Source organism: Paraburkholderia sp. CNPSo 3076, assembly GCF_026343935.1.
Taxonomy (GTDB): Bacteria; Pseudomonadota; Gammaproteobacteria; order Burkholderiales; family Burkholderiaceae; genus Paraburkholderia; species Paraburkholderia nodosa.
The window spans coordinates 109,619-126,778 of the sequence record NZ_JAPMAL010000012.1; the positions used below are offsets into that span (position 1 = coordinate 109,619).

The 17,160-nt window shown below is 65.5% G+C and carries 16 protein-coding genes; 2 read left to right on the forward strand and 14 right to left on the reverse strand.

Annotation, left to right across the window (positions count from 1 at the left end; all coding sequences use genetic code 11):
* Positions 1-5: 5 nt before the first annotated feature.
* The 5 genes from M3A49_RS15670 to M3A49_RS15690 form a co-directional block, all read right to left on the reverse strand.
* Positions 6-794: an AraC family transcriptional regulator gene (locus M3A49_RS15670; protein WP_266229448.1), complete on the reverse strand. Its 789-nt coding sequence runs from the start codon at positions 792-794 to the stop codon at positions 6-8.
* A gap of 181 nt (positions 795-975) precedes the next feature.
* Entirely contained in the window at positions 976-1,737 is a 762-nt protein-coding gene (locus tag M3A49_RS15675) for an ABC transporter ATP-binding protein (RefSeq protein ID WP_254356605.1), read from the reverse strand.
* Positions 1,728-3,587, reverse strand: coding sequence for an ABC transporter permease subunit (locus M3A49_RS15680; protein ID WP_266229449.1), 1,860 nt, complete (start codon positions 3,585-3,587; stop codon positions 1,728-1,730). Before M3A49_RS15680 ends, M3A49_RS15675 begins: the two co-directional genes overlap by 10 nt.
* 3 nt (positions 3,588-3,590) lie before the next feature.
* Positions 3,591-4,490, reverse strand: coding sequence for a branched-chain amino acid ABC transporter permease (locus M3A49_RS15685; protein ID WP_266229450.1), 900 nt, complete (start codon positions 4,488-4,490; stop codon positions 3,591-3,593).
* A 16-nt stretch (positions 4,491-4,506) separates the two neighbouring features.
* Positions 4,507-5,673: a branched-chain amino acid ABC transporter substrate-binding protein gene (locus M3A49_RS15690; protein WP_266229451.1), complete on the reverse strand. Its 1,167-nt coding sequence runs from the start codon at positions 5,671-5,673 to the stop codon at positions 4,507-4,509.
* A gap of 273 nt (positions 5,674-5,946) precedes the next feature.
* On the opposite strand from M3A49_RS15690, the gene M3A49_RS15695 reads away from it, so the two are divergent.
* Together M3A49_RS15695 and M3A49_RS15700 are read left to right on the forward strand one after the other, a co-directional pair.
* On the forward strand, positions 5,947-7,191 hold the full coding sequence (locus M3A49_RS15695; protein ID WP_266229452.1) for a D-amino acid dehydrogenase: 1,245 nt from the start codon (positions 5,947-5,949) through the stop codon (positions 7,189-7,191).
* A complete protein-coding gene (locus tag M3A49_RS15700) occupies positions 7,188-7,976 on the forward strand; it encodes an aspartate/glutamate racemase family protein (protein WP_266229453.1) in 789 nt (262 codons plus the stop codon). Before M3A49_RS15695 ends, M3A49_RS15700 begins: the two co-directional genes overlap by 4 nt.
* A gap of 137 nt (positions 7,977-8,113) precedes the next feature.
* Here the strand turns inward: M3A49_RS15700 and M3A49_RS15705 are convergent, their stop codons facing one another.
* From M3A49_RS15705 to M3A49_RS15745, 9 genes are all read right to left on the reverse strand, one after another.
* The gene (locus tag M3A49_RS15705) at positions 8,114-9,079 is read right to left on the reverse strand and encodes a chemotaxis protein (RefSeq protein WP_035512258.1); all 966 of its coding nucleotides are present in this window, start codon (positions 9,077-9,079) and stop codon (positions 8,114-8,116) included.
* Positions 9,080-9,219: 140 nt separating this feature from the next.
* The gene (locus M3A49_RS15710; RefSeq protein WP_266229454.1) at positions 9,220-11,541 is read right to left on the reverse strand and encodes a putative bifunctional diguanylate cyclase/phosphodiesterase; all 2,322 of its coding nucleotides are present in this window, start codon (positions 11,539-11,541) and stop codon (positions 9,220-9,222) included.
* A 473-nt stretch (positions 11,542-12,014) separates the two neighbouring features.
* Complete coding sequence (locus M3A49_RS15715) at positions 12,015-12,614, reverse strand: hypothetical protein (protein WP_266229455.1); 600 nt, start codon at positions 12,612-12,614, stop codon at positions 12,015-12,017.
* The gene (locus M3A49_RS15720; protein ID WP_266229456.1) at positions 12,611-13,177 is read right to left on the reverse strand and encodes a transglycosylase SLT domain-containing protein; all 567 of its coding nucleotides are present in this window, start codon (positions 13,175-13,177) and stop codon (positions 12,611-12,613) included. Before M3A49_RS15720 ends, M3A49_RS15715 begins: the two co-directional genes overlap by 4 nt.
* Entirely contained in the window at positions 13,174-13,755 is a 582-nt protein-coding gene (locus M3A49_RS15725; RefSeq protein WP_266229458.1) for a hypothetical protein, read from the reverse strand. Before M3A49_RS15725 ends, M3A49_RS15720 begins: the two co-directional genes overlap by 4 nt.
* 523 nt (positions 13,756-14,278) lie before the next feature.
* On the reverse strand, positions 14,279-14,572 hold the full coding sequence (locus M3A49_RS15730) for a hypothetical protein (RefSeq protein WP_266229459.1): 294 nt from the start codon (positions 14,570-14,572) through the stop codon (positions 14,279-14,281).
* Between the two features lie 16 nt (positions 14,573-14,588).
* A complete protein-coding gene (locus M3A49_RS15735; RefSeq protein ID WP_266229460.1) occupies positions 14,589-15,113 on the reverse strand; it encodes a hotdog family protein in 525 nt (174 codons plus the stop codon).
* On the reverse strand, positions 15,110-15,937 hold the full coding sequence (locus M3A49_RS15740; RefSeq protein ID WP_266229461.1) for a beta-ketoacyl synthase chain length factor: 828 nt from the start codon (positions 15,935-15,937) through the stop codon (positions 15,110-15,112). Before M3A49_RS15740 ends, M3A49_RS15735 begins: the two co-directional genes overlap by 4 nt.
* A gap of 5 nt (positions 15,938-15,942) precedes the next feature.
* Entirely contained in the window at positions 15,943-17,148 is a 1,206-nt protein-coding gene (locus M3A49_RS15745; protein ID WP_266229463.1) for a beta-ketoacyl-[acyl-carrier-protein] synthase family protein, read from the reverse strand.
* Positions 17,149-17,160 lie beyond the last annotated feature (12 nt).

Below are 17,160 nucleotides of genomic sequence, written 5' to 3' on the forward strand. Positions count from 1 at the left end.
CGCCTTCAACGCGGCTCGCGTTTCAAATACCGCTGGGGCGGCTCGCCCATCGTCTTGCGGAACATCGAGATGAACGCACTCGAATTCGCATAGCCGAGTTCGGCCGCGATCTCCGCCACGCGCACGCCCTGGGCGAGCTTCGACACGGCCTCGACGATGCGCAGCTGCTGGCGCCAGTGGCCGAACGTCAACCCGGTCTCATCCTTGAAGCGCCTCGCGAGCGTGCGCTCGCTCGCCCCCACGCGCTCGCCCCAGATCGCGAGCGAGTCGCCGTTGGCCGGCGCCGCCAGCAGGAAATCGCAAATCTGCCGCAAACGCCGGTCGAGCGGCAGCGGCAATCCGCCGCCCGAGGCCTCGCGCGAAGCGCGCATTTCACTGAGCAACAGCGGCGTAATGAGCGCATGGCGGCTCTCCGGGTCGCGCTCGCGGTCTTCGACCAGCGCCGCCACCAGTTCGCGCAACAGCGGCGAAACCCGCACCGTGTGGCATGCGGATTCCGGCCACGGCGACGCCTCCGGCTCGAACGACACGCTATGCATGCACACCGCGCTCGTCGCGATCCACTCGTGGCCCACGCGCGGCGCGATCCACAGTCCGCGCTGCGGCCCGAGCGTCCACATGCCGATGGGCGTCGTCACGCGCAGCACCCCGCTCATCGTGAAGACGAACCGCCCCTCATCGTGCAAATGCCACGTTTCCCTATGGGTGGCGTCGCATTCATAGCTTGTCGCCATGATTGGCCGTTCGCGCTTGCGGTGCGTGATTTCGGGCCGTTGCCGCCAGATCTGATCCACGATCGGAAATTCCTTCGCTTATTTTCCAGAAAAATAGCTGTTTTGTGCAATTTATGCCCGGCACGTCGCGCGCCGGGTCGCCGTGTCTCTTATTTTGCATCGAATGGCGATTCATTGCTAATGCGAACGATAATGATTCTCTATATTAGGAATGGATATTCCAGAGAGCCGATTTGGCGACCTAGACGGCCCCTCCCTCCTGCGCCGCGGCACTGCCGCCGAGATACGTGGCGCGCACGCGGTTGTCGTCGGCCAGTTCGTGGGCCGAACCCGCGAGCGCCACACGGCCGCCTTCCAGCACATAGGCCCGGTTCGCGATCCGCAGCGCCTGGCGTGCGTTCTGCTCCACGAGCAGCACCGCCGTGCCCGCGTGGCTGATGCGCGCAATCACTTCGAAGATCGCGCGCACGAGCTTGGGCGCGAGCCCCATGGAAGGCTCGTCGAGCAGCACGAGCTTTGGCTTGAGCATGAGCGCACGCGCAATCGCGAGCATTTGCTGCTCGCCGCCGCTCAGCGTGCCGGCGAGTTGATCCTTGCGCTCGCGTAGCCGGCTAAACGTTTCGTATGCCTTATCAATGCCCTGGTCGAGCGCGCCGGCGTCGCGCCGCAAGAGGTAGCCGCCCAGGCGCAAGTTTTCCTCGACCGTCAACCCGCCGAAAATGCGCCGCCCTTCCGGCACGTGCCCAATCCCAAGCGCGACGATGCGATGCGACGGCAGCCCGGCGAGCGCCTGCCCCTCGAACGCAATGCTGCCGCCGCGCGGACGCAGCAGTCCAGAGATGGTGCGCAGCGTCGTGGTCTTGCCCGCGCCGTTGGCCCCGAGCAGCGCGACGATCTCGCCCGGCCCGACGTCGAGCGAAACGCCGTGCAGCGCTTCGATGTTGCCGTAATTCACGCGCAGGTCGCGAACGTCGAGGAGTTTGCCGGTCGTGTCTAACTCCATAGCGACTTCTCCCCGTCCGTGGCGTCGGGTCCGTCGTCTTCCTCGGCCGTGCCCAGGTAGGCGTCGATCACCACCGGGTCGTTCTGGATCTGCGCGGGCGTGCCCTCAGCAATGATCTCGCCATGATCCATCACGATGATGCGGTCGGACACGCCCATTACGAGCGCCATGTCGTGCTCGATCAGCAGCACCGTCACGCCCAGGTCGCGGATGCGGCGGATCTGCGCCATCAACGCGTGCTTTTCGGTTGGGTTCATGCCGGCGGCGGGCTCGTCGAGCAACAAGAGGCGTGGCTGGCTAGCCAGCGCGCGGGCGATTTCCAGCCTGCGCTGATCGCCATACGGCAGGTCCGAGGCATATTCGCTCGCGCGCGCGCCGAGCCCCACGAGATCGAGCCAGCGCTGCCCGAGCGCGCCATGCTCGGCGGCTTCGGCGCGCGCGGCGCGCGTGCCCACCAGTTCCGCCACGAGGGCCGTGTGCAGGCGATGATCCATGCCGATCAGCACGTTCTCGAAGGCGCTCATATGGTTGAACAGGCGGATGCCCTGAAACGTGCGCGCAATGCCGCGATGCACGTTGCGATGGGGCGCACCGCCGCCAAGCGGCTCGCCGCGCCAGACGAGGCGGCCGCCGCTCGGGCGGATCACGCCCGTCAGGCAGTTGAACACCGTGGTCTTGCCCGCGCCGTTCGGGCCGATCAACGCGAGAATCTCGCCGCTGCGCACCTGGAAGGTAATGCCACCGATCGCGCGCACGCCGCCAAAGCGGCGCTCGAGGCCATGCACCTCGAGCAGGGTTTCGCGCGCGGCGGCGGCTTCGAGGCCGCCGCTATCGGCGAGAGAAACGGCCGCCCCGGTTTCCTTGCCCGCCGCTTCCGCCGCTTCCGCTTCGTGCGCTACCGTCTCTTCTTCGGGCCGCGGCGCGGCACGCCTCACGCGCGCGGGCCACAGGCCTTGCGGGCGCAACAACATGAGCACGACGAGCGCCACGGCAAAGCCGAAAATACGCCACAGGTTCAGGAAGCGCAGCATTTCCGGCAGCCCCGCGACGATCAGCGCGCCGAGTATCACGCCGGGGATGCTGCCGCGTCCGCCCATCACGACGACGATAAGGATCGTCACCGACTGCAGATACGTGAACGCCGTGGGGTCGATCGTGCCGAAGCGTGCGGCGAACAGACTGCCCGCGAGGCCGCCGATCAGCGCGCCGATCACGTACGCGAGCATCTTCACGCGCAAGGTCGCGACACCCACCGCCTCGGCGGCGGCTTCGTCCTCGCGGATGCTGGTCCACGCACGCCCGAGCCGCGAGCGTCCGAGCCGCACCGCGAACACCAGCACGGCGATGAAGAACGCCATGCCCAGCACGTACACCGAGCGCGGCGAGCTGAACTCGAAGCCGAACAGGTTCGGCGGTTCGATGCCGTAGATGCCGTTCGGCCCACCGGTAATGTCGAGATTGGTGGCGACGATGCGCGTGATCTCGCCGAAGCCGAGCGTGACGATGGCGAGATAGTCGCTGCGCAGGCGCAGCGTGGGATAGCCGATCACGACTCCGGAAGCGCCCGCGAACACCAGGCTGAACGGCAGCGTCGCCCAGAACGAGAAATGCAGCAGCGTCTCGAGCAGCGCCGTGGTATAGGCGCCGATGGCGAAAAAGGCCGCGTAGCCGAGATCGAGCAACCCGGCATAGCCCACGACGATGTTCAACCCGAGGCCCAGAATCGCGTAGGTGATGATAGTGAGCCCGACGTCGACGATATAGCCGCTCGCAAACTTGGGCAGCGCGATCGCCAACGCGATCAGCACGCCGGAAACGACCCATGAGGTGTCCGTGGCCCGCGCGCGCATATCTCACATCCTCTCGACCACGCGTTCGCCGAACAGCCCGGTAGGCTTCACCACGAGCACGGCGATCAGCACACCGAACACGAACACGTCGGTCCACTGCGAAGACACATACCCCGCGCCGAACGCCTCCAGCAAGCCGATCAGGAAGCCGCCCACCATCGCCCCCGGAATATTGCCGATACCGCCGAGCACGGCCGCCGTGAACGCGCGCAGCCCGAGCACGAAACCCATGAAGAAGTTGATCTGCGTGTAGAAGAGCCCTTCCATCACGCCCGCGACCGCGGCGAGCACCGAGCCGATGAAGAACGTGAGCTGGATGAGCCGCTCGACGTCGATGCCCATGAGCCGCGCCGCATCCTGGTCGATGGCGAGCGCGCGCATGGCCGTGCCGACAAACGTATGGTGTACGAACAAATACAGCGCGATCATCAGCGCGAAGCTGGCCGCGATTATGCCGATCTGCGCAAACGTGATGTGCACTTGCGCGATGTCGAAGCCGGTATGCGTGAGCAGGTGCGGATACGTGCGAAAGCCCGCGCCGTAAGCGATCAGCACGCCATTCTCCAGCAGCAGTGAAACGGCTAGCGCCGTAATGAGAATGGACAGGCGCGGCGCGCGCAGCAACGGCTGATAGGCCACGCGCGCGATCGCCACGCCGAGCACGCCGGTCGCGAGCAGGGCCGCCGCGAAGGCCACGAACAGCGCGAGCACGAGCGGCAGGCGAGCGGCCGCGAGCGCGGAGAGCGCGGTCCAGCCCACGAACGCGCCCACCATGAAGAGATCCCCGTGTGCGAAGTTGATGAGCCGGATGATGCCGTAGACCATCGTGTAGCCGAGGGCGACGAGCGCGTAGAACGAGCCGATCGTCAGCCCCTCGATGACGAACTGGAAAAAGGTGCTCATGAGCGGCCCGGCGCGCTTACTTCATTGCCACCCACTTGCCGTTTGCATCCTGGCGTTGGTAGGGCTCGAACTGATCGTTATGCACGACGACCGTGATGTACACGGCGCGGCTGCGGTCGCCCTTCGGATTGAAGCCGATCGTCCCCGTGGCGCCCTGGTAGTTCGTGATCTTGTGCAGCGCGGTGCTGATGTCGGCGGGCTTTGCCGACTTGCCGTCGGCGATGGCCTTGGCGGTCACGCCCACCGCGTCGTACTCGTACACCGAGTACGGCCCCGGCCCCTGGCCATAGGACTTGTTGTACTGATCCAGGTAGTCGTGCGCGCCAGGCAGGAACTGCGCGAGCGGCGCAGTCGTGATGATCATGCCGTCGGCGGCCGGCCCTGCCGTCTTCATGAGCGTGGGGTCATTGGTGCCGTCGCCGCCCATGAAGGTCATCTTCAGACCCACCTGGCGCGCTTCCTTCACGAGCAGGCCCGCTTCGGAGAAATAACCCGTGTAATAGATCACGTCCGGCTTGAGCGAGGAAACCTTGGTGAGCGTAGGCGAATAATCCATCTGGCCCGGCGTGATCGAGTCGGCGTAGACGACATCCACGCCCATCTTCTTGAGCGATTCCACGGTGTTCTGCGCGAGACCCTTGGCATAGGTCGTGTTGTCGTCGATCACCGCCGCGCGCTTCACGTGCAGCGAATTCTTCATGAAGCTGGCCGCGAAAGGCCCTTGCTCGTCGTCACGGCCAATCGTGCGAAACACGTTGTCGTAGCCCATTTCCGTGAGCTTCGGATTGGTCGAGGCATCGAGCACGTAGGGAATGCCGGCGCGGTGGAAGGCGGTCAACTCGGGTAAAGCCGCGCTCGAGCAGTAGCCGCCCGCCACGGCAACCACGCCCGCGTCCACGAGTTTCTGCGCGGCCTGAACCGCCGTTTGTGCGTCGCACGCGTCGTCCTCGGGCACGAGTTCGATCTGCTTGCCGAGCACGCCGCCCGCCGCGTTGATCTTGGCGGCCGCGAGCTTTGCGCCGTTCAGGATATCGGTACCCGCAGCGGCGCTGCTGCCCGAAAGCGGCACCGGCACACCGATCTTGATGGTCTGCGCTTGTGCGAGTCCAGGCGCCAGCGCGGCAAGCGTAAAGAGAGTGAGCGCGAGGGTTGCGTGCAGCGCGCCATTGTTCTGAGGATTCATATGAGCGGCTCCTGAGCGTGGACCCGACCGGGCGATGCCGCAACGCAGGCGAGCCCGCGCGGTCAGTTAGCGAAACGAAATAATTCGTCCGGTGCGATGCCCTGCAGGTCTTGCTCGCTCATGGCGCGCAGCTTGCATGGGTACCGGCGCATAACGACTTATCCATGATAGATGCATGCCACCATTTAGCTGCCATAGGGTATGCGCGTATACAAATTGCGTGCGCTCGCGGCAGCGTGAAGGTACTTTGTATACACGCAGGGAGGGGCGCGAATGAAGACCATCGTACTGGGCGGCGGCATAGCGGGCGTCACGAGCGCGTATTACCTCGCGCGCGACGGCCGCGACGTCACCGTTATCGAGCGACGTGCAGGCGTTGCGCTCGAAACCAGTTTCGCCAACGCGGGGCTCGTCGCGCCGGGCCACTCGTACACGTGGGCCTCGCCCCGTGCGCCGAAAATTCTGCTCAAATCGCTGTTCGTCGAGGGCCAGGCGCTGCGCCTGCGCCTGAAAGCCGATCCGCACATGTGGGCATGGTGCGCGCAATTCCTGCTCAACTGCACCGAGGCGCGCTCGCGTGAAAACACCTCGCGCAAGGTGAGGCTGTGCCGCTATTCGCAGCATCAACTGCAGGAGGTCACGGCGCGCGAGCAGCTCGAATACGACCTCATCAGCCGCGGCCTGCTCTATCTCTATCGCGACGCCGCCTCGTTCGAGCGCGGCCGCGCCCACATGTCGATCCTCGTGGAAAACGGACTGCCGCTCGAAACGCTCGACGCCGCCGCGGTCGCGGCACGCGAGCCCGCGCTCGCCCACGCGCGCGAGCGCATTGCGGGCGCGATCTACTGCCCTAGCGACGCAAGCGGCGACGCCCACCGCTTCACTCGTGGGCTCAAGGAAGTTTGCGAACGTATGGGCGTGCGCTTCGTGTTCGACGCCCCCATCGAGGCCATCGAAGCCGCCGGCGACCGCATTGTCGGCGTGCGCACGAGCGCGGGCGTGATCCAGGGCGACGACTACGTGCTCGCACTCGGCTCCTGGTCGCCGATCCTCGCGCGGCCACTCGGCTATCGCATCGCGGTCTATCCTGTGAAGGGCTATTCGGCCACGTTCCCCTGCGGGCCCGGGCATCGCCCGCCCGAGATGGGCGGGGTAGACGAGAATCACCTCGTGGCATGGGCGCGTTTTGGCGCGCGCCTGCGCTTCACGGCCACCGCGGATTTCGCGGGCTACGACACGCGCCACACGCCCGCCGATTTCACTTCCATGATGCAGGCGGCGCGCGAACTCTTTCCCGAGGGCGCCGACTACACGCAGCCCGCGTACTGGGCCGGGCTGCGCCCGATGACTCCGGAAGGCACACCGCTGATCGGCCGCACGCGCCATCGCAACTTCTTTCTGAACACGGGTCACGGGCACATGGGCTGGACCATGTCGTGCGGCACCGCAAAACTGCTCGCCGACATCATGGCCGGGCGCGAGCCTGAACTCGACATGACGGGATTGACGCTGAGATGAACGCTACCGCACCGCCGCAAAGTCACGAGGATGCCTACACAAAGCTCGATTTCGCGCTCGACGGCGGCATTGCCCGCCGCGCCGCGATCGGCCTCGTCGTGCTGGCCACCGATCATACGATCGAATACGAATGGCGCGACCTGTTGCGCCAGCCAGGCGTGGCGTTCTACGAGAGCCGCCTCGAGAATTCGCCGGACATCACGCCGCCCCGCCTCGCGGACATCGAGGCGCGCATCGCGCCCGCGGTGAGCCTCATGCTGCCTGGCGAGCGCCTCGACGTGGTGGCGTTCGGCTGCACGTCGGCTTCGATGGTGATAGGCGAGGAAAAGGTCGCGGCGCGCATCCGCGAGGCCCGGCCGGACATTGCCTGCACCACGCCGATCACGGCCGCGCTCGCCGCGCTAAAGGCGCTCGAGGTCCGCCGCGTGGCGCTGCTGACGCCCTACGTGCGCACCATCAACGACTTCATGCGCGATTACATCGAGGCGCGCGGCGTGGCTGTCACGCGCATGGCTTCGTTCGAGCACGCGGACGATAACGAGGTGGCCCGCATCGATGCGAATTCGATTCGCAGTGCGATAGACACGCTGGCGCGCCACGACGACGCCGACGCGGTGTTCGTGTCGTGCACCAGCCTGCGCGTGGCCGCGCTCGTGCCTCAGATCGAAGCGCAAACCGGCAAGCCCGTGCTGTCGAGCAACTACGCGATGGCGTGGCATGCACTGCGGCTCGCGGGGGTGCACGATAGCGAGCCGCAGCTGGGGCGCTTGTTCGCGCGCCAGTGAGCCTCAGTGAGCCTCAGCGGGCTTTAATGCCCAACGCGATGATCGATCAACTCCTTCACGACCCGCGGGTCGCCATCAACAAGAGAAGAACAACGCGCCGGCACCTGATGCACCGGCGCGAACATCAGCTGATGAAATCAGGCGTATATGGGCCTTCCCGCCAGCGCGCTGCGAATCGCACCCGCGAGGTCCCCGGCGGCGAATTTCGCCACATAGCCGCTCGCGCCGGCATTCTTCACGTGCGCTTCATTCGCGGTGCCCGTGAGCGATGAGTGAATCACCACGGGAATATCCACGGTGCGCGGGTCCGCCTTGATCTTGCGTGTCAGCGTGAAGCCGTCCATCTCCGGCATTTCGAGGTCGGTCAGCACGAGCGCAATGCGATCCTTCGCGCGCACGCCGTCGCGTTCCGCGCTCGTCGCAATCGCGTCGAGCTGCTTCCATGCTTCGAGGCCCGTCTTCGCCATCGTGTATTCCACGCCGAGTGCCTTGAGGCTCTGGCCGATCAGCTCGCGCGCGAAACCCGAGTCGTCGGCGGCCAGCACCTTCGCGCCCGGCGGAATCATCGCGGGCTCGCCCACGTCCTCCGCCACAACCGCGCCGTGCTGCGCCGGGAACACGTCGCGCAGCACCTGCTCCACGTCCACCACCTGCACGAGCTTTTTGCTCTCGGGGTCGTTTTCGAGCCGCGCGATGCTCGTCACGCGGTTGCCCATCGTGACGTCGGCGGTCAACACCTGGCTCCATTCGAGCCGCACGATCTCGTCCACGCTTTCGAGTGCGAAACCCTGGGTGGAGCGCGCGAATTCGGTCACGAGCAGGATATTCAGGCCCGTGGCCGGCTCGCAGCCCATGAGCCGCGGCAGATCGATCACGGGCATCACCTGGCCGCGGATGTTCGCCGCGCCCAGCACGTAGGGGGACGACGCCGCGATCGGCGTGATCGCCGGCATGCTCAGGATTTCCCGTACCTTGAAAACGTTGATGCCGAAGGCTTCGCCAACCTCGCTGCCCGGCGCCGCGCCGAGTCTGAAAAGCAGCAGCTCGAACTGGTTCGTGCTCGTCAGGCGGGTTCGTTCGTCGATTGCGAAGCCGCTGTCCATGATTCTCTCGTGTCCTTTTCCTCTGGCGTGATGCGTGCGGCATCCGCTTCCTGCCCTCGTCTACGGCCTGGCGCGGAAAATCTTGAGCCCACTGCTTTGAGCCCGCTGCTCCCGCACGACCGTGCCGGATCAGGACGCGTTCACACGTCTTCGCGCACGCGGCCAGCGGCGTGCTCGCGCAGCTGCGCCGCGCAGGCCTGGGCGCTCACCGGCCTGCCGAACAGGTAGCCCTGCTGGCGCTCGCAGCGCAGCGAGCGCAGGAACGACGCCTGCTCGGGCGTTTCCACGCCTTCGGCGGTCACGCGCATGCCGAGCGAATGCGCCATCGCCACGACGGCCTGGGTGATCGCCACGGAGTCGCGGTTGTCGGGCAGGCCCGCCACGAACGTGCGATCGACCTTCAAGTGGTGCAGCGGAAAACGCTTCAGATACGAAAGCGACGAATAGCCGGTGCCGAAGTCGTCCACCGAAATGCGCACGCCAATGGCGTTCAGCGCGTGCAGGAGGGGCAGCACGCTCTGGCTGTCGCTCATGAGAATGCCTTCGGTGATCTCCACTTCGAGCGCATCGGGCGCGAGGCCCGTGCGCGCGAGGCAGCCCTCCACCTGTTCGACCAGGCCGTCCGCGATCTGGCGCGGCGAGAAGTTGACCGCCATGACGAAGTCGGGCGCGAAGAGGCGCCGCCACTGCGCGGCCTGGCGGCACGCGTGCTCGAGCATCCACTGGCCGATCGGGATGATCATGCCGGTGTCCTCGGCCACGGGGATGAACTCCACCGGCGAGACCTGGCCCAGCTCCTCGCTCTCCCAGCGCAGCAGCGCCTCCGCGCCGATCATGCGGCCGCTTTCGCCATCCACGATCGGCTGATAGACGAGGCGCAGCTCGCCCGAGGCGAGCGCGCGGCGCAGCCCCCGCTCGATCTGGAAGCGGCGCTGCAGGCGCTGGCGCAGCTCGGTCGTGAAGAACTGGAACTGGTTGGTGCCGCGCTGCTTGGCCGCGTACATGGCCGAGTCGGCGTTGCGCATGAGCGCGGCGGCGCTGCGGCCATCGTCGGGATACAGGCTGATGCCGATCGAAGCGCCCAGGTAGTACTCGTTGCCCGCCACCGCGAACGGCGCGGCAATCGCGCCGAGGACGCGCTGCGCGAGCGCGACGAGCTCGTCCATGTCGTCATAGCAGCACACCGCGATCACGAATTCGTCGCCGCCCACGCGCGCAAGCGTGTCAGCCTCGCTCACGCAGCCGGTGAGGCGGCGCCCCACGTCGCGCAGCAGCGAGTCGCCCGCTTCGTGGCCGCCCGTGTCGTTGACCTTCTTGAAGCCGTCGAGATCGACGAAGAGGAGCGCGGGCTTCGCCGAACACGTCGCGCGCTCCAGCAGCGCATGCATGCGCTCGGCAAGAAAGGTGCGGTTGTACAGGCCGGTGAGCGCGTCGCGCGTGGCGAGGTAGCGCAATTGCTGCTGCGCCTCGCGCACGGGCCCGATGTCCGTGAACGAGACCACCACGGAGACCGGCTCGCTTTCGCCGGGCCGGAAGATCGGCAGCACGTTCTCGCTCACCCAGACGATCTCGCCATCCGCGAGTTCGAGGCCGACCGTCTCCCCGAGCACCGGCTCGCCCGTTTCGAGCGCCTTCATGCTCGGGCGCTTCGAGGCGGGCAGGGGCTTGCCGCTTTCGTCGAGCACGCGCGGAATCACCTTCATGATGCTCAGGCCGATGGCGTCCTCGGGCAGGCGCAGGAGGCGCCGCGCGCTGCGGTTGCAGGCGAGCACGGTGTCGTCGCGCGCCTGCATTACGATGCCTTCGTTGAGATGGTCCACCACGAGGCGATGGTGCTCCTCGCTGAGTGCGAGACGCTCGGCAATGGTCTGCTGGTTGAGCATGGCCGCGACGCTGCGGGCGATGTCGCACAGCAGCGCCTCCTCGGCCGCGCTGGGCCGCCAGGGCCGGCTCTGGTACACGGCGAGCGCGCCCAGCACGCCGCCGTGGTCGTCGTCGAGCCGCGTGGTCCAGACCGCGCGCAGGCCGCTGTCGAGCGCGATGCGGCGGTACTCGCCCCACTCGTGCGCGAGTTCGTAGTCCTCCACGCACACCGTGCGCCGCTCGGCGATCGCGGTGCCGGAGGGGCTCGTGCCGGAACCGACCGGCGTGCCGTCGAACGCGGCGTAATACTGCGCCGGCAAGTTCGGCGCACTGCCGATGCGCAAGCGCTGGCCGTCGGCATCGAGTTGCAGGACCGCGCAGTTCGCGCCCGCGCCCAGCAGCCGGCCGGCGCGGCAGCAGACCTCCGCCAGCAGTTCCGGCAGCGGCATGCTGCGCGACACCAGCCGCAATACGCTGCGCTCCTGTGCGAGCGCTTCATCGGCGCCGTTTGTTGCCCCGTCCGATTCTTTCGACACCTCCGACTGACCGCCCCGTGATCCCGCTGCGCCGAACGCTCCCGCCGCTTGGGAATAGACCATACCTTCTTCCCCTCTTGTTGCCGCGGCGCGTGCAGTGCACGCAGCGCCTGCGGCCGGCTTGATCTCAAGTGTGGTGCGCGGCAAACCGTCCGCCGTCAGGCGAGCGACTACGCCGCCCCTGCGTTAACGGCAAGGGCGGCGCGATTCTTGAAGCCTTGGGAGGGAAAGGCGCGGGGCCGGCGGCGAGCCGGATAACAGAGCGCGGACGGGAAGGCGCGCCGGTTGGGCGGGTATGCGCGGCGCGTTGGGGGTCGCGAGGGTAAACACTGAGGGAGTTCGGCTCGTCCTGGCCAACTGCGCGCCGCACTTGGCTCGATCCACGAGCTTGCCCAAGAGCCGCAGGTGTAAGCGCGCCCGTTTCGATCGGCGCGGGAACGTGCAACAACGCGGACGCACTTCCCGTACAACCGCATTTCTCCGGCCGCGATGCGCTGCTACAAACGCCGCGTATTTCGAAAGCGCTTTCGATCGAATCAACGACGCGCATCATCAGGGCGCGCTATTCGACCGATTTTCAGTTTGTATTCTGGAATACGTGTCGCGCGCAGCATTGGAACACGATCCGAATAGGTCTGTTCGGCATTTCCCGTGTTAGCGTCGTATCGGTAAATAATGTATCGCTCGGGCGACTCGTTGCGACCGGTGTTCGGCAACAGGACGGATAACCCCTTAGCGTCGAAATAGACGCTTGCCGGGCGGGTTCGCTCTGCGAAGTCGATACGTTCCCATCGCTTCGCCCTGGCGTTGTAGCGAACGGCGACACCCTGTATGAAGTTCGAAGTGAATTCGCCAGATAAGACGAATGCACGCTCCCTCTCTCCTACGCAAACTGCTTGTATTTCGTCGCCCCGCGATTGACCCTCATCCCCTGGATAAAGCCTCACGGGCGAGGCTCCGTCTTTGCTGAGATAGTAAACCGCGGTGCCTTCTATGGGATGGTCGCGAAGCAACGTGAGCGTATGACTTCCGTCGCTTCCAAGTGTGCAACGCGCGACCGGCTCCATACCAATAGCGGATTGCGAAGCGGAGAAAACGCCAATGCACACGACCGGTATAAATACGGTTTTCTTCATTTCACCATATCGCGCAGTGGTTGCATTGAATCAGGGTCAGCGCTCAGCTGGTCCGCACACGCTTTGATCTTTTGATAGTAAATTCCGTTAGATAGACCGCGATAGAGTTTGTAAGCGCCATCGACCGAACGCGCCTTGTCTATCCAGTATTGCATGTACTCGGTTCCCAGCCCAATGTTCGTTGCATCATCGGTAAGCCGAGAGGAGGCATGCGCCGCCGCAGCTTCGGAGAACAATTGGTGTGTCTGCGCATCGCTCGGCATATGGCCCAAGCTTTTCTGCGCGCGATATTTGTAGACCTGTTGAACAGCGCCTTTTGTCATTTGCATTAGTCCTCTTGCGGTGCTGCCGCTTGGGGCTGCAGTAGAATCGAAACGCGATTCCATATAGATTTGGCAGATGACCAGATTCTCATCGAGCGTTGATCTGTTGTTAGTCTGTACAAGTTTCCGAATTTCGCGCAAGCGCGCCGAATCGTCAACCATTACCGTTACGGGCGTCGTGTTGGACTTCGGCGTAAATCTTGCCGTGTGCCTCTTGATTACCTTTTTTGCGGCGCTCATAGGAATTTGTCCCACTCTGGATTGATCGGGGTGTACTCTTCAAGAACGTGCAGGGTTGCCGACGTATCCCGATCGTTCGACACGCGCAGCGTATGGCCACGCGCATCCGTTATGCCTTCGTGTTCGTCGCCGTCCGATGTGACGATCCGATACGGAACCCCCTTTAGAGGCTTTCCGGTTCGTTCGTCAGTCAAACGGAAGTGCTGGTCGAAGGCATCGACTGGCGCGCTCGATGTCGTGGTTTTCGTGCGTTGGCCCATTAGCGCAGCTGCTTCCTCTGACGTGAAACTCATCGTCATGTTGCGCTCGGCGCGGAACACGGGCGGCGGACTACAACCGCAAAGGTTGACATCGCCGCTCAACGCCCATTGACTGCCGTTTGGCCCGGTGCCGGGCCAGCGCGGACCGCGCGGAGCAATGTGGCCTTCCTGCTCGAAAACGGGACAATATGTCCGCATGCCGATTGTTGAAATCTGTACGCACGGCGGCGGATTGGAACAGCTAATTGAATCCAGCCCTTCCGCAACGAACGCGCCGTTATCGGCCTTGTCTCCAATCCCTAGAAATGAGCGCTCCATACAGCCTCGCCTAACGAACTGAGTGAAAACGACCGGCGCCGCGATGCGACCGGCGAGCTAAACGGGCGAACATGCATGCCCGCTCAAGCTAGGTTCGGGCCGGAGCCACTAGCGGGATATGGGATTCATCCGAAAAAGTACTTTCATGGGGACGCAACGATTCACTACGCATCGCCGCGCAACATTGATTTGACGTTCGCCAAATCGTGACCAATAAGGCAACCAAATTGGAATGCCTAAATTTGCCCAGATCATTTGAGAAGCCATCTAACTTGTGGTCGTTGAATAAGACAGCTCAGCAAGTCCGACCGGGCGTAAGGTGTGCTCAATCGCGAAGGAACGGGCCACAAGCACCAAAAAGAAAAAGCCGCCCATCAATGAGCGGCCTTCCTGTTCACAAACGCTACGGGGGCCTTCGATCCCCCATGCACTCGCGAGTGACACCGTACAAGAAACGATGCCGTCGGATTGCATTGCACGAATACGGACGCCGACCAACGCAGGCGCCCGGCAAGGGTAAGGCTTACGCCTGGCTCTTATCGCTGCTTTCGCCGCTACCGTCCTTGTGGAACACGCGCTTGGTCGCGCGCTTGGTGGCCTCGTAGCCTTCGCGCGACGCATGCGCGATGCCGTGGCCCACTGTCTTCGCCGCGTGCGCGGTAGCGTGGCCGAAGTCGCGCGCGGCGTGGCCGGTTTTCGTGGCCGCTTCCTTCGAGTCGTGCTTGATGTTCTCCTTCACTTCGTGAAGGTCGGCGTGCGCCATCGTGCTGGCCATGCCCAGCACGAGCGCGCCAAGTATGAACCGTTTGGATTTCATCATCAGGCTCCCTTTTCTATTGTGATCGAATGACTGCGGACGCGTCGAGCATGACTGCCGCGCGTCCCGTGAGCAGCACGCGGCCCTCGCCGCGCACCGTAAAACCATAGAGTATCGTGTTGCCGCTGCCGCTCACGCGCTCCGCTTCGATCGCGAGCGGCGCGGCGAGCGTGTCGAGGCGCTCGATATGCGCCACGACGCTGCGCAAGCTCGCAAGAAAACCCACGCGCGGGCGGCCCGCCGCTGCGCCATCCAGCGCGCCGAGCAACGCGCCATGCACCGCCATCGCCTGCGCCGCGTACTCCACGCCACACACCGCCGCAAGGCGGCCGCGCGAGCGCAGCGGGTTGTGCGGATCGCGATGGCTGGTCGCCACGCAGCGGATACGCGTTTCGTCCCACACCTGTACCGCGTCGAGCAGGCACATCGCGCCGCTGTGCGGGATGCGCGCCGCGATCCATGCGCGGTCGAGCGGCGCGCTCGGCGCGGCGTTCGCGATCACGTCCGCAAGCGTAGCCGGGAGGGTGGCTTGCGTCGTCATGCGCCCTCCCCAGACGCGTCCAGGGGCGTGACGTCGATTTGCACGCGCAACTCGGGCATGTAGTCGATCACCACGCTCGCAGGCTGGCCGGATTCGTCCACGCACGCGAGCGCTTCGAGCAGCGGCAGCACGCGCGCGGCGGGATTATTGGTGCGCAGCGCTTCGAGTTCGGGCGAAGCGAGCTGCGTCGCGAGCGCTTCGGTGAGCGTCACGTCGAGGCGCGCGAGCGTCGACGCGCTCGCCTGCGGCGCGAGCACGAGCGCGACGCCGAATGCATCGGCCACGGGACGCAGCGCGTGCAGCGGCTCGGGATAGTCGGCGTCGTAGGCGATCAGCAAGGTGGGCACGCCATCCACGGCCACCTGGCACGCGCTCTCGAGCAGCCCCGCTGCGAAGCTGCCGTCGTGCGCGCACAGCACGTTCGACGTGGCGCGATCGCGCGTCGCGATGCTCCAGTAGCCCGCGGGCGCGTTGTGCACCGAGTTGTGAAAACGCGTGGGCGAAAGCAGGCGGTCGTCGCCGGCAAGCGCATCGCAGATTATGTGGCAGTTCTGACCATCGCCACCCGAGGCCGCGAACACGGCGGCAAGCGTCGTCGCGTCGCGGCCGCTCGCCGCGACGGCTTCGTGGCCCACGGCGAGCGCGGTCTTGACGACCGCCCCGGTGCGGCGGCGCTCGGCCGCCGGCAGCCCCTCCGGCGGCGGCAGCACCGTGCGTGCGCTCGCGTAGGGCGTGCGCGCGGCGAGCACGTCGGCCGTCTGCGGCCAGTTGGCGAGACCCGGACCGATCACGCCGACGCTTTCGATGAATGCGGAAAGTTTCATGGCGGTCATCCGTGATGTGCGCGGTCCGCGCGGCCGAACAGGAGGCTGCAATTCGTCCCGCCAAAACCGAATGAATTGCTGAGCGCGGCGCCCACTTGCGCCTCGCGGCTCTCCAGCACGTAGTCGAGGCCGAGCGCGGCGTCGGGCTGCGTGGTGTTGACGCCGGCGGGTACGAATCGATGGCGCAGCGCGAGCGCCGCGATCACGGCTTCTAGCGCGCCGGCCGCGCCGAGCGTATGTCCTGTCGCGCCCTTGGTCGAGCTGCACGGCGTGCGCTCGAACAACGCATTGATCGCGCGGCTTTCGGCGACGTCGTTGCTCGGCGTTGCCGTGCCATGCAGGTTGATGTAGCCGATTTCGCTGGCGGCCACGCCCGCGGCGGCAAGCGCCTGCGCCATCGCGGCGCGCGCGCCCAGCCCTTCGGGATGCGGCGACGACATGTGATGCGCGTCGCTCGATTCGCCCACGCCGAGCAGCAGGATGGCGTCGTCGTCCAGCGTGTCGGGCGTGCGCTCGAGGAAGGCGAACGCAGCGGCCTCGCCGATCGAAATGCCGTTGCGGTTCACGTCGAACGGGCGGCACGGATCGCGCGACAGCAGTTCGAGCGAGTTGAAACCGTACAGCGTCGTCAGGCACAGCGAATCGACGCCGCCCACCACGGCCGCATCGATCAGCCCCGCTTCGATCATGCGGCGCGCGGAGCCAAACACCTTCGCGCCCGAAGAACAGGCGGAAGAAATCGACGTGGCCGGCCCGCGCAGGCCGAAGTATGCGCGCACGAACGAGGCCAGCGCGAACGGGTTGTGCGTCTGCGCATAATGAAAGCCCGGCTTGAGCGCGCCGCTTTCCAGGTCGCGCTGCCGGTAGGCGTTCTCGGTTTCGAGAATGCCCGAGGTGCTGGTGCCGACGAACACACCCACGCGCTCGGCGCCATAGCGCGCGACGGCGGCCTCAATGTGTTCGGCGAAACCGTCCTGCGTGAAGCCGATCTGCGCGAGACGGTGGTTGCGGCACGCGTAGTCCTCCAGATCGGGGCGCAGCGTCTCGCTTTCGAGGCCCGCCACCTCGCCTATCCACGTATCGAGGTCCGCGCGCGCGAAGTCGCAGCGCGCGAGCCCACCGCGCTTGCCGCGCAGCGCGTCGAGCGTCGCGTCGAGCCCGCGCCCCAGGCAGCTGGTAGCGGTGAAATGCGAAAGGATCAGTGGTTTCACGTCAGTCGTTCC

Excerpts from the sequence above, each read along its gene's own strand:
- M3A49_RS15695 (WP_266229452.1), top strand. The coding sequence starts at position 5,947 with ATGAAGACCATCGTACTGGGCGGCGGCATAGCGGGCGTCACGAGCGCG.
- M3A49_RS15700 (WP_266229453.1), top strand. The coding sequence starts at position 7,188 with ATGAACGCTACCGCACCGCCGCAAAGTCACGAGGATGCCTACACAAAG.
- M3A49_RS15735 (WP_266229460.1), bottom strand. The coding sequence starts at position 15,113 with ATGACGACGCAAGCCACCCTCCCGGCTACGCTTGCGGACGTGATCGCG.
- M3A49_RS15740 (WP_266229461.1), bottom strand. The coding sequence starts at position 15,937 with ATGAAACTTTCCGCATTCATCGAAAGCGTCGGCGTGATCGGTCCGGGT.
- M3A49_RS15675 (WP_254356605.1), bottom strand. The coding sequence starts at position 1,737 with ATGGAGTTAGACACGACCGGCAAACTCCTCGACGTTCGCGACCTGCGC.
- M3A49_RS15715 (WP_266229455.1), bottom strand. The coding sequence starts at position 12,614 with ATGAAGAAAACCGTATTTATACCGGTCGTGTGCATTGGCGTTTTCTCC.
- M3A49_RS15730 (WP_266229459.1), bottom strand. The coding sequence starts at position 14,572 with ATGAAATCCAAACGGTTCATACTTGGCGCGCTCGTGCTGGGCATGGCC.
- M3A49_RS15680 (WP_266229449.1), bottom strand. The coding sequence starts at position 3,587 with ATGCGCGCGCGGGCCACGGACACCTCATGGGTCGTTTCCGGCGTGCTG.
- M3A49_RS15705 (WP_035512258.1), bottom strand. The coding sequence starts at position 9,079 with ATGGACAGCGGCTTCGCAATCGACGAACGAACCCGCCTGACGAGCACG.
- M3A49_RS15710 (WP_266229454.1), bottom strand. The coding sequence starts at position 11,541 with ATGGTCTATTCCCAAGCGGCGGGAGCGTTCGGCGCAGCGGGATCACGG.
- M3A49_RS15725 (WP_266229458.1), bottom strand. The coding sequence starts at position 13,755 with ATGGAGCGCTCATTTCTAGGGATTGGAGACAAGGCCGATAACGGCGCG.
- M3A49_RS15685 (WP_266229450.1), bottom strand. The coding sequence starts at position 4,490 with ATGAGCACCTTTTTCCAGTTCGTCATCGAGGGGCTGACGATCGGCTCG.
- M3A49_RS15720 (WP_266229456.1), bottom strand. The coding sequence starts at position 13,177 with ATGAGCGCCGCAAAAAAGGTAATCAAGAGGCACACGGCAAGATTTACG.
- M3A49_RS15690 (WP_266229451.1), bottom strand. The coding sequence starts at position 5,673 with ATGAATCCTCAGAACAATGGCGCGCTGCACGCAACCCTCGCGCTCACT.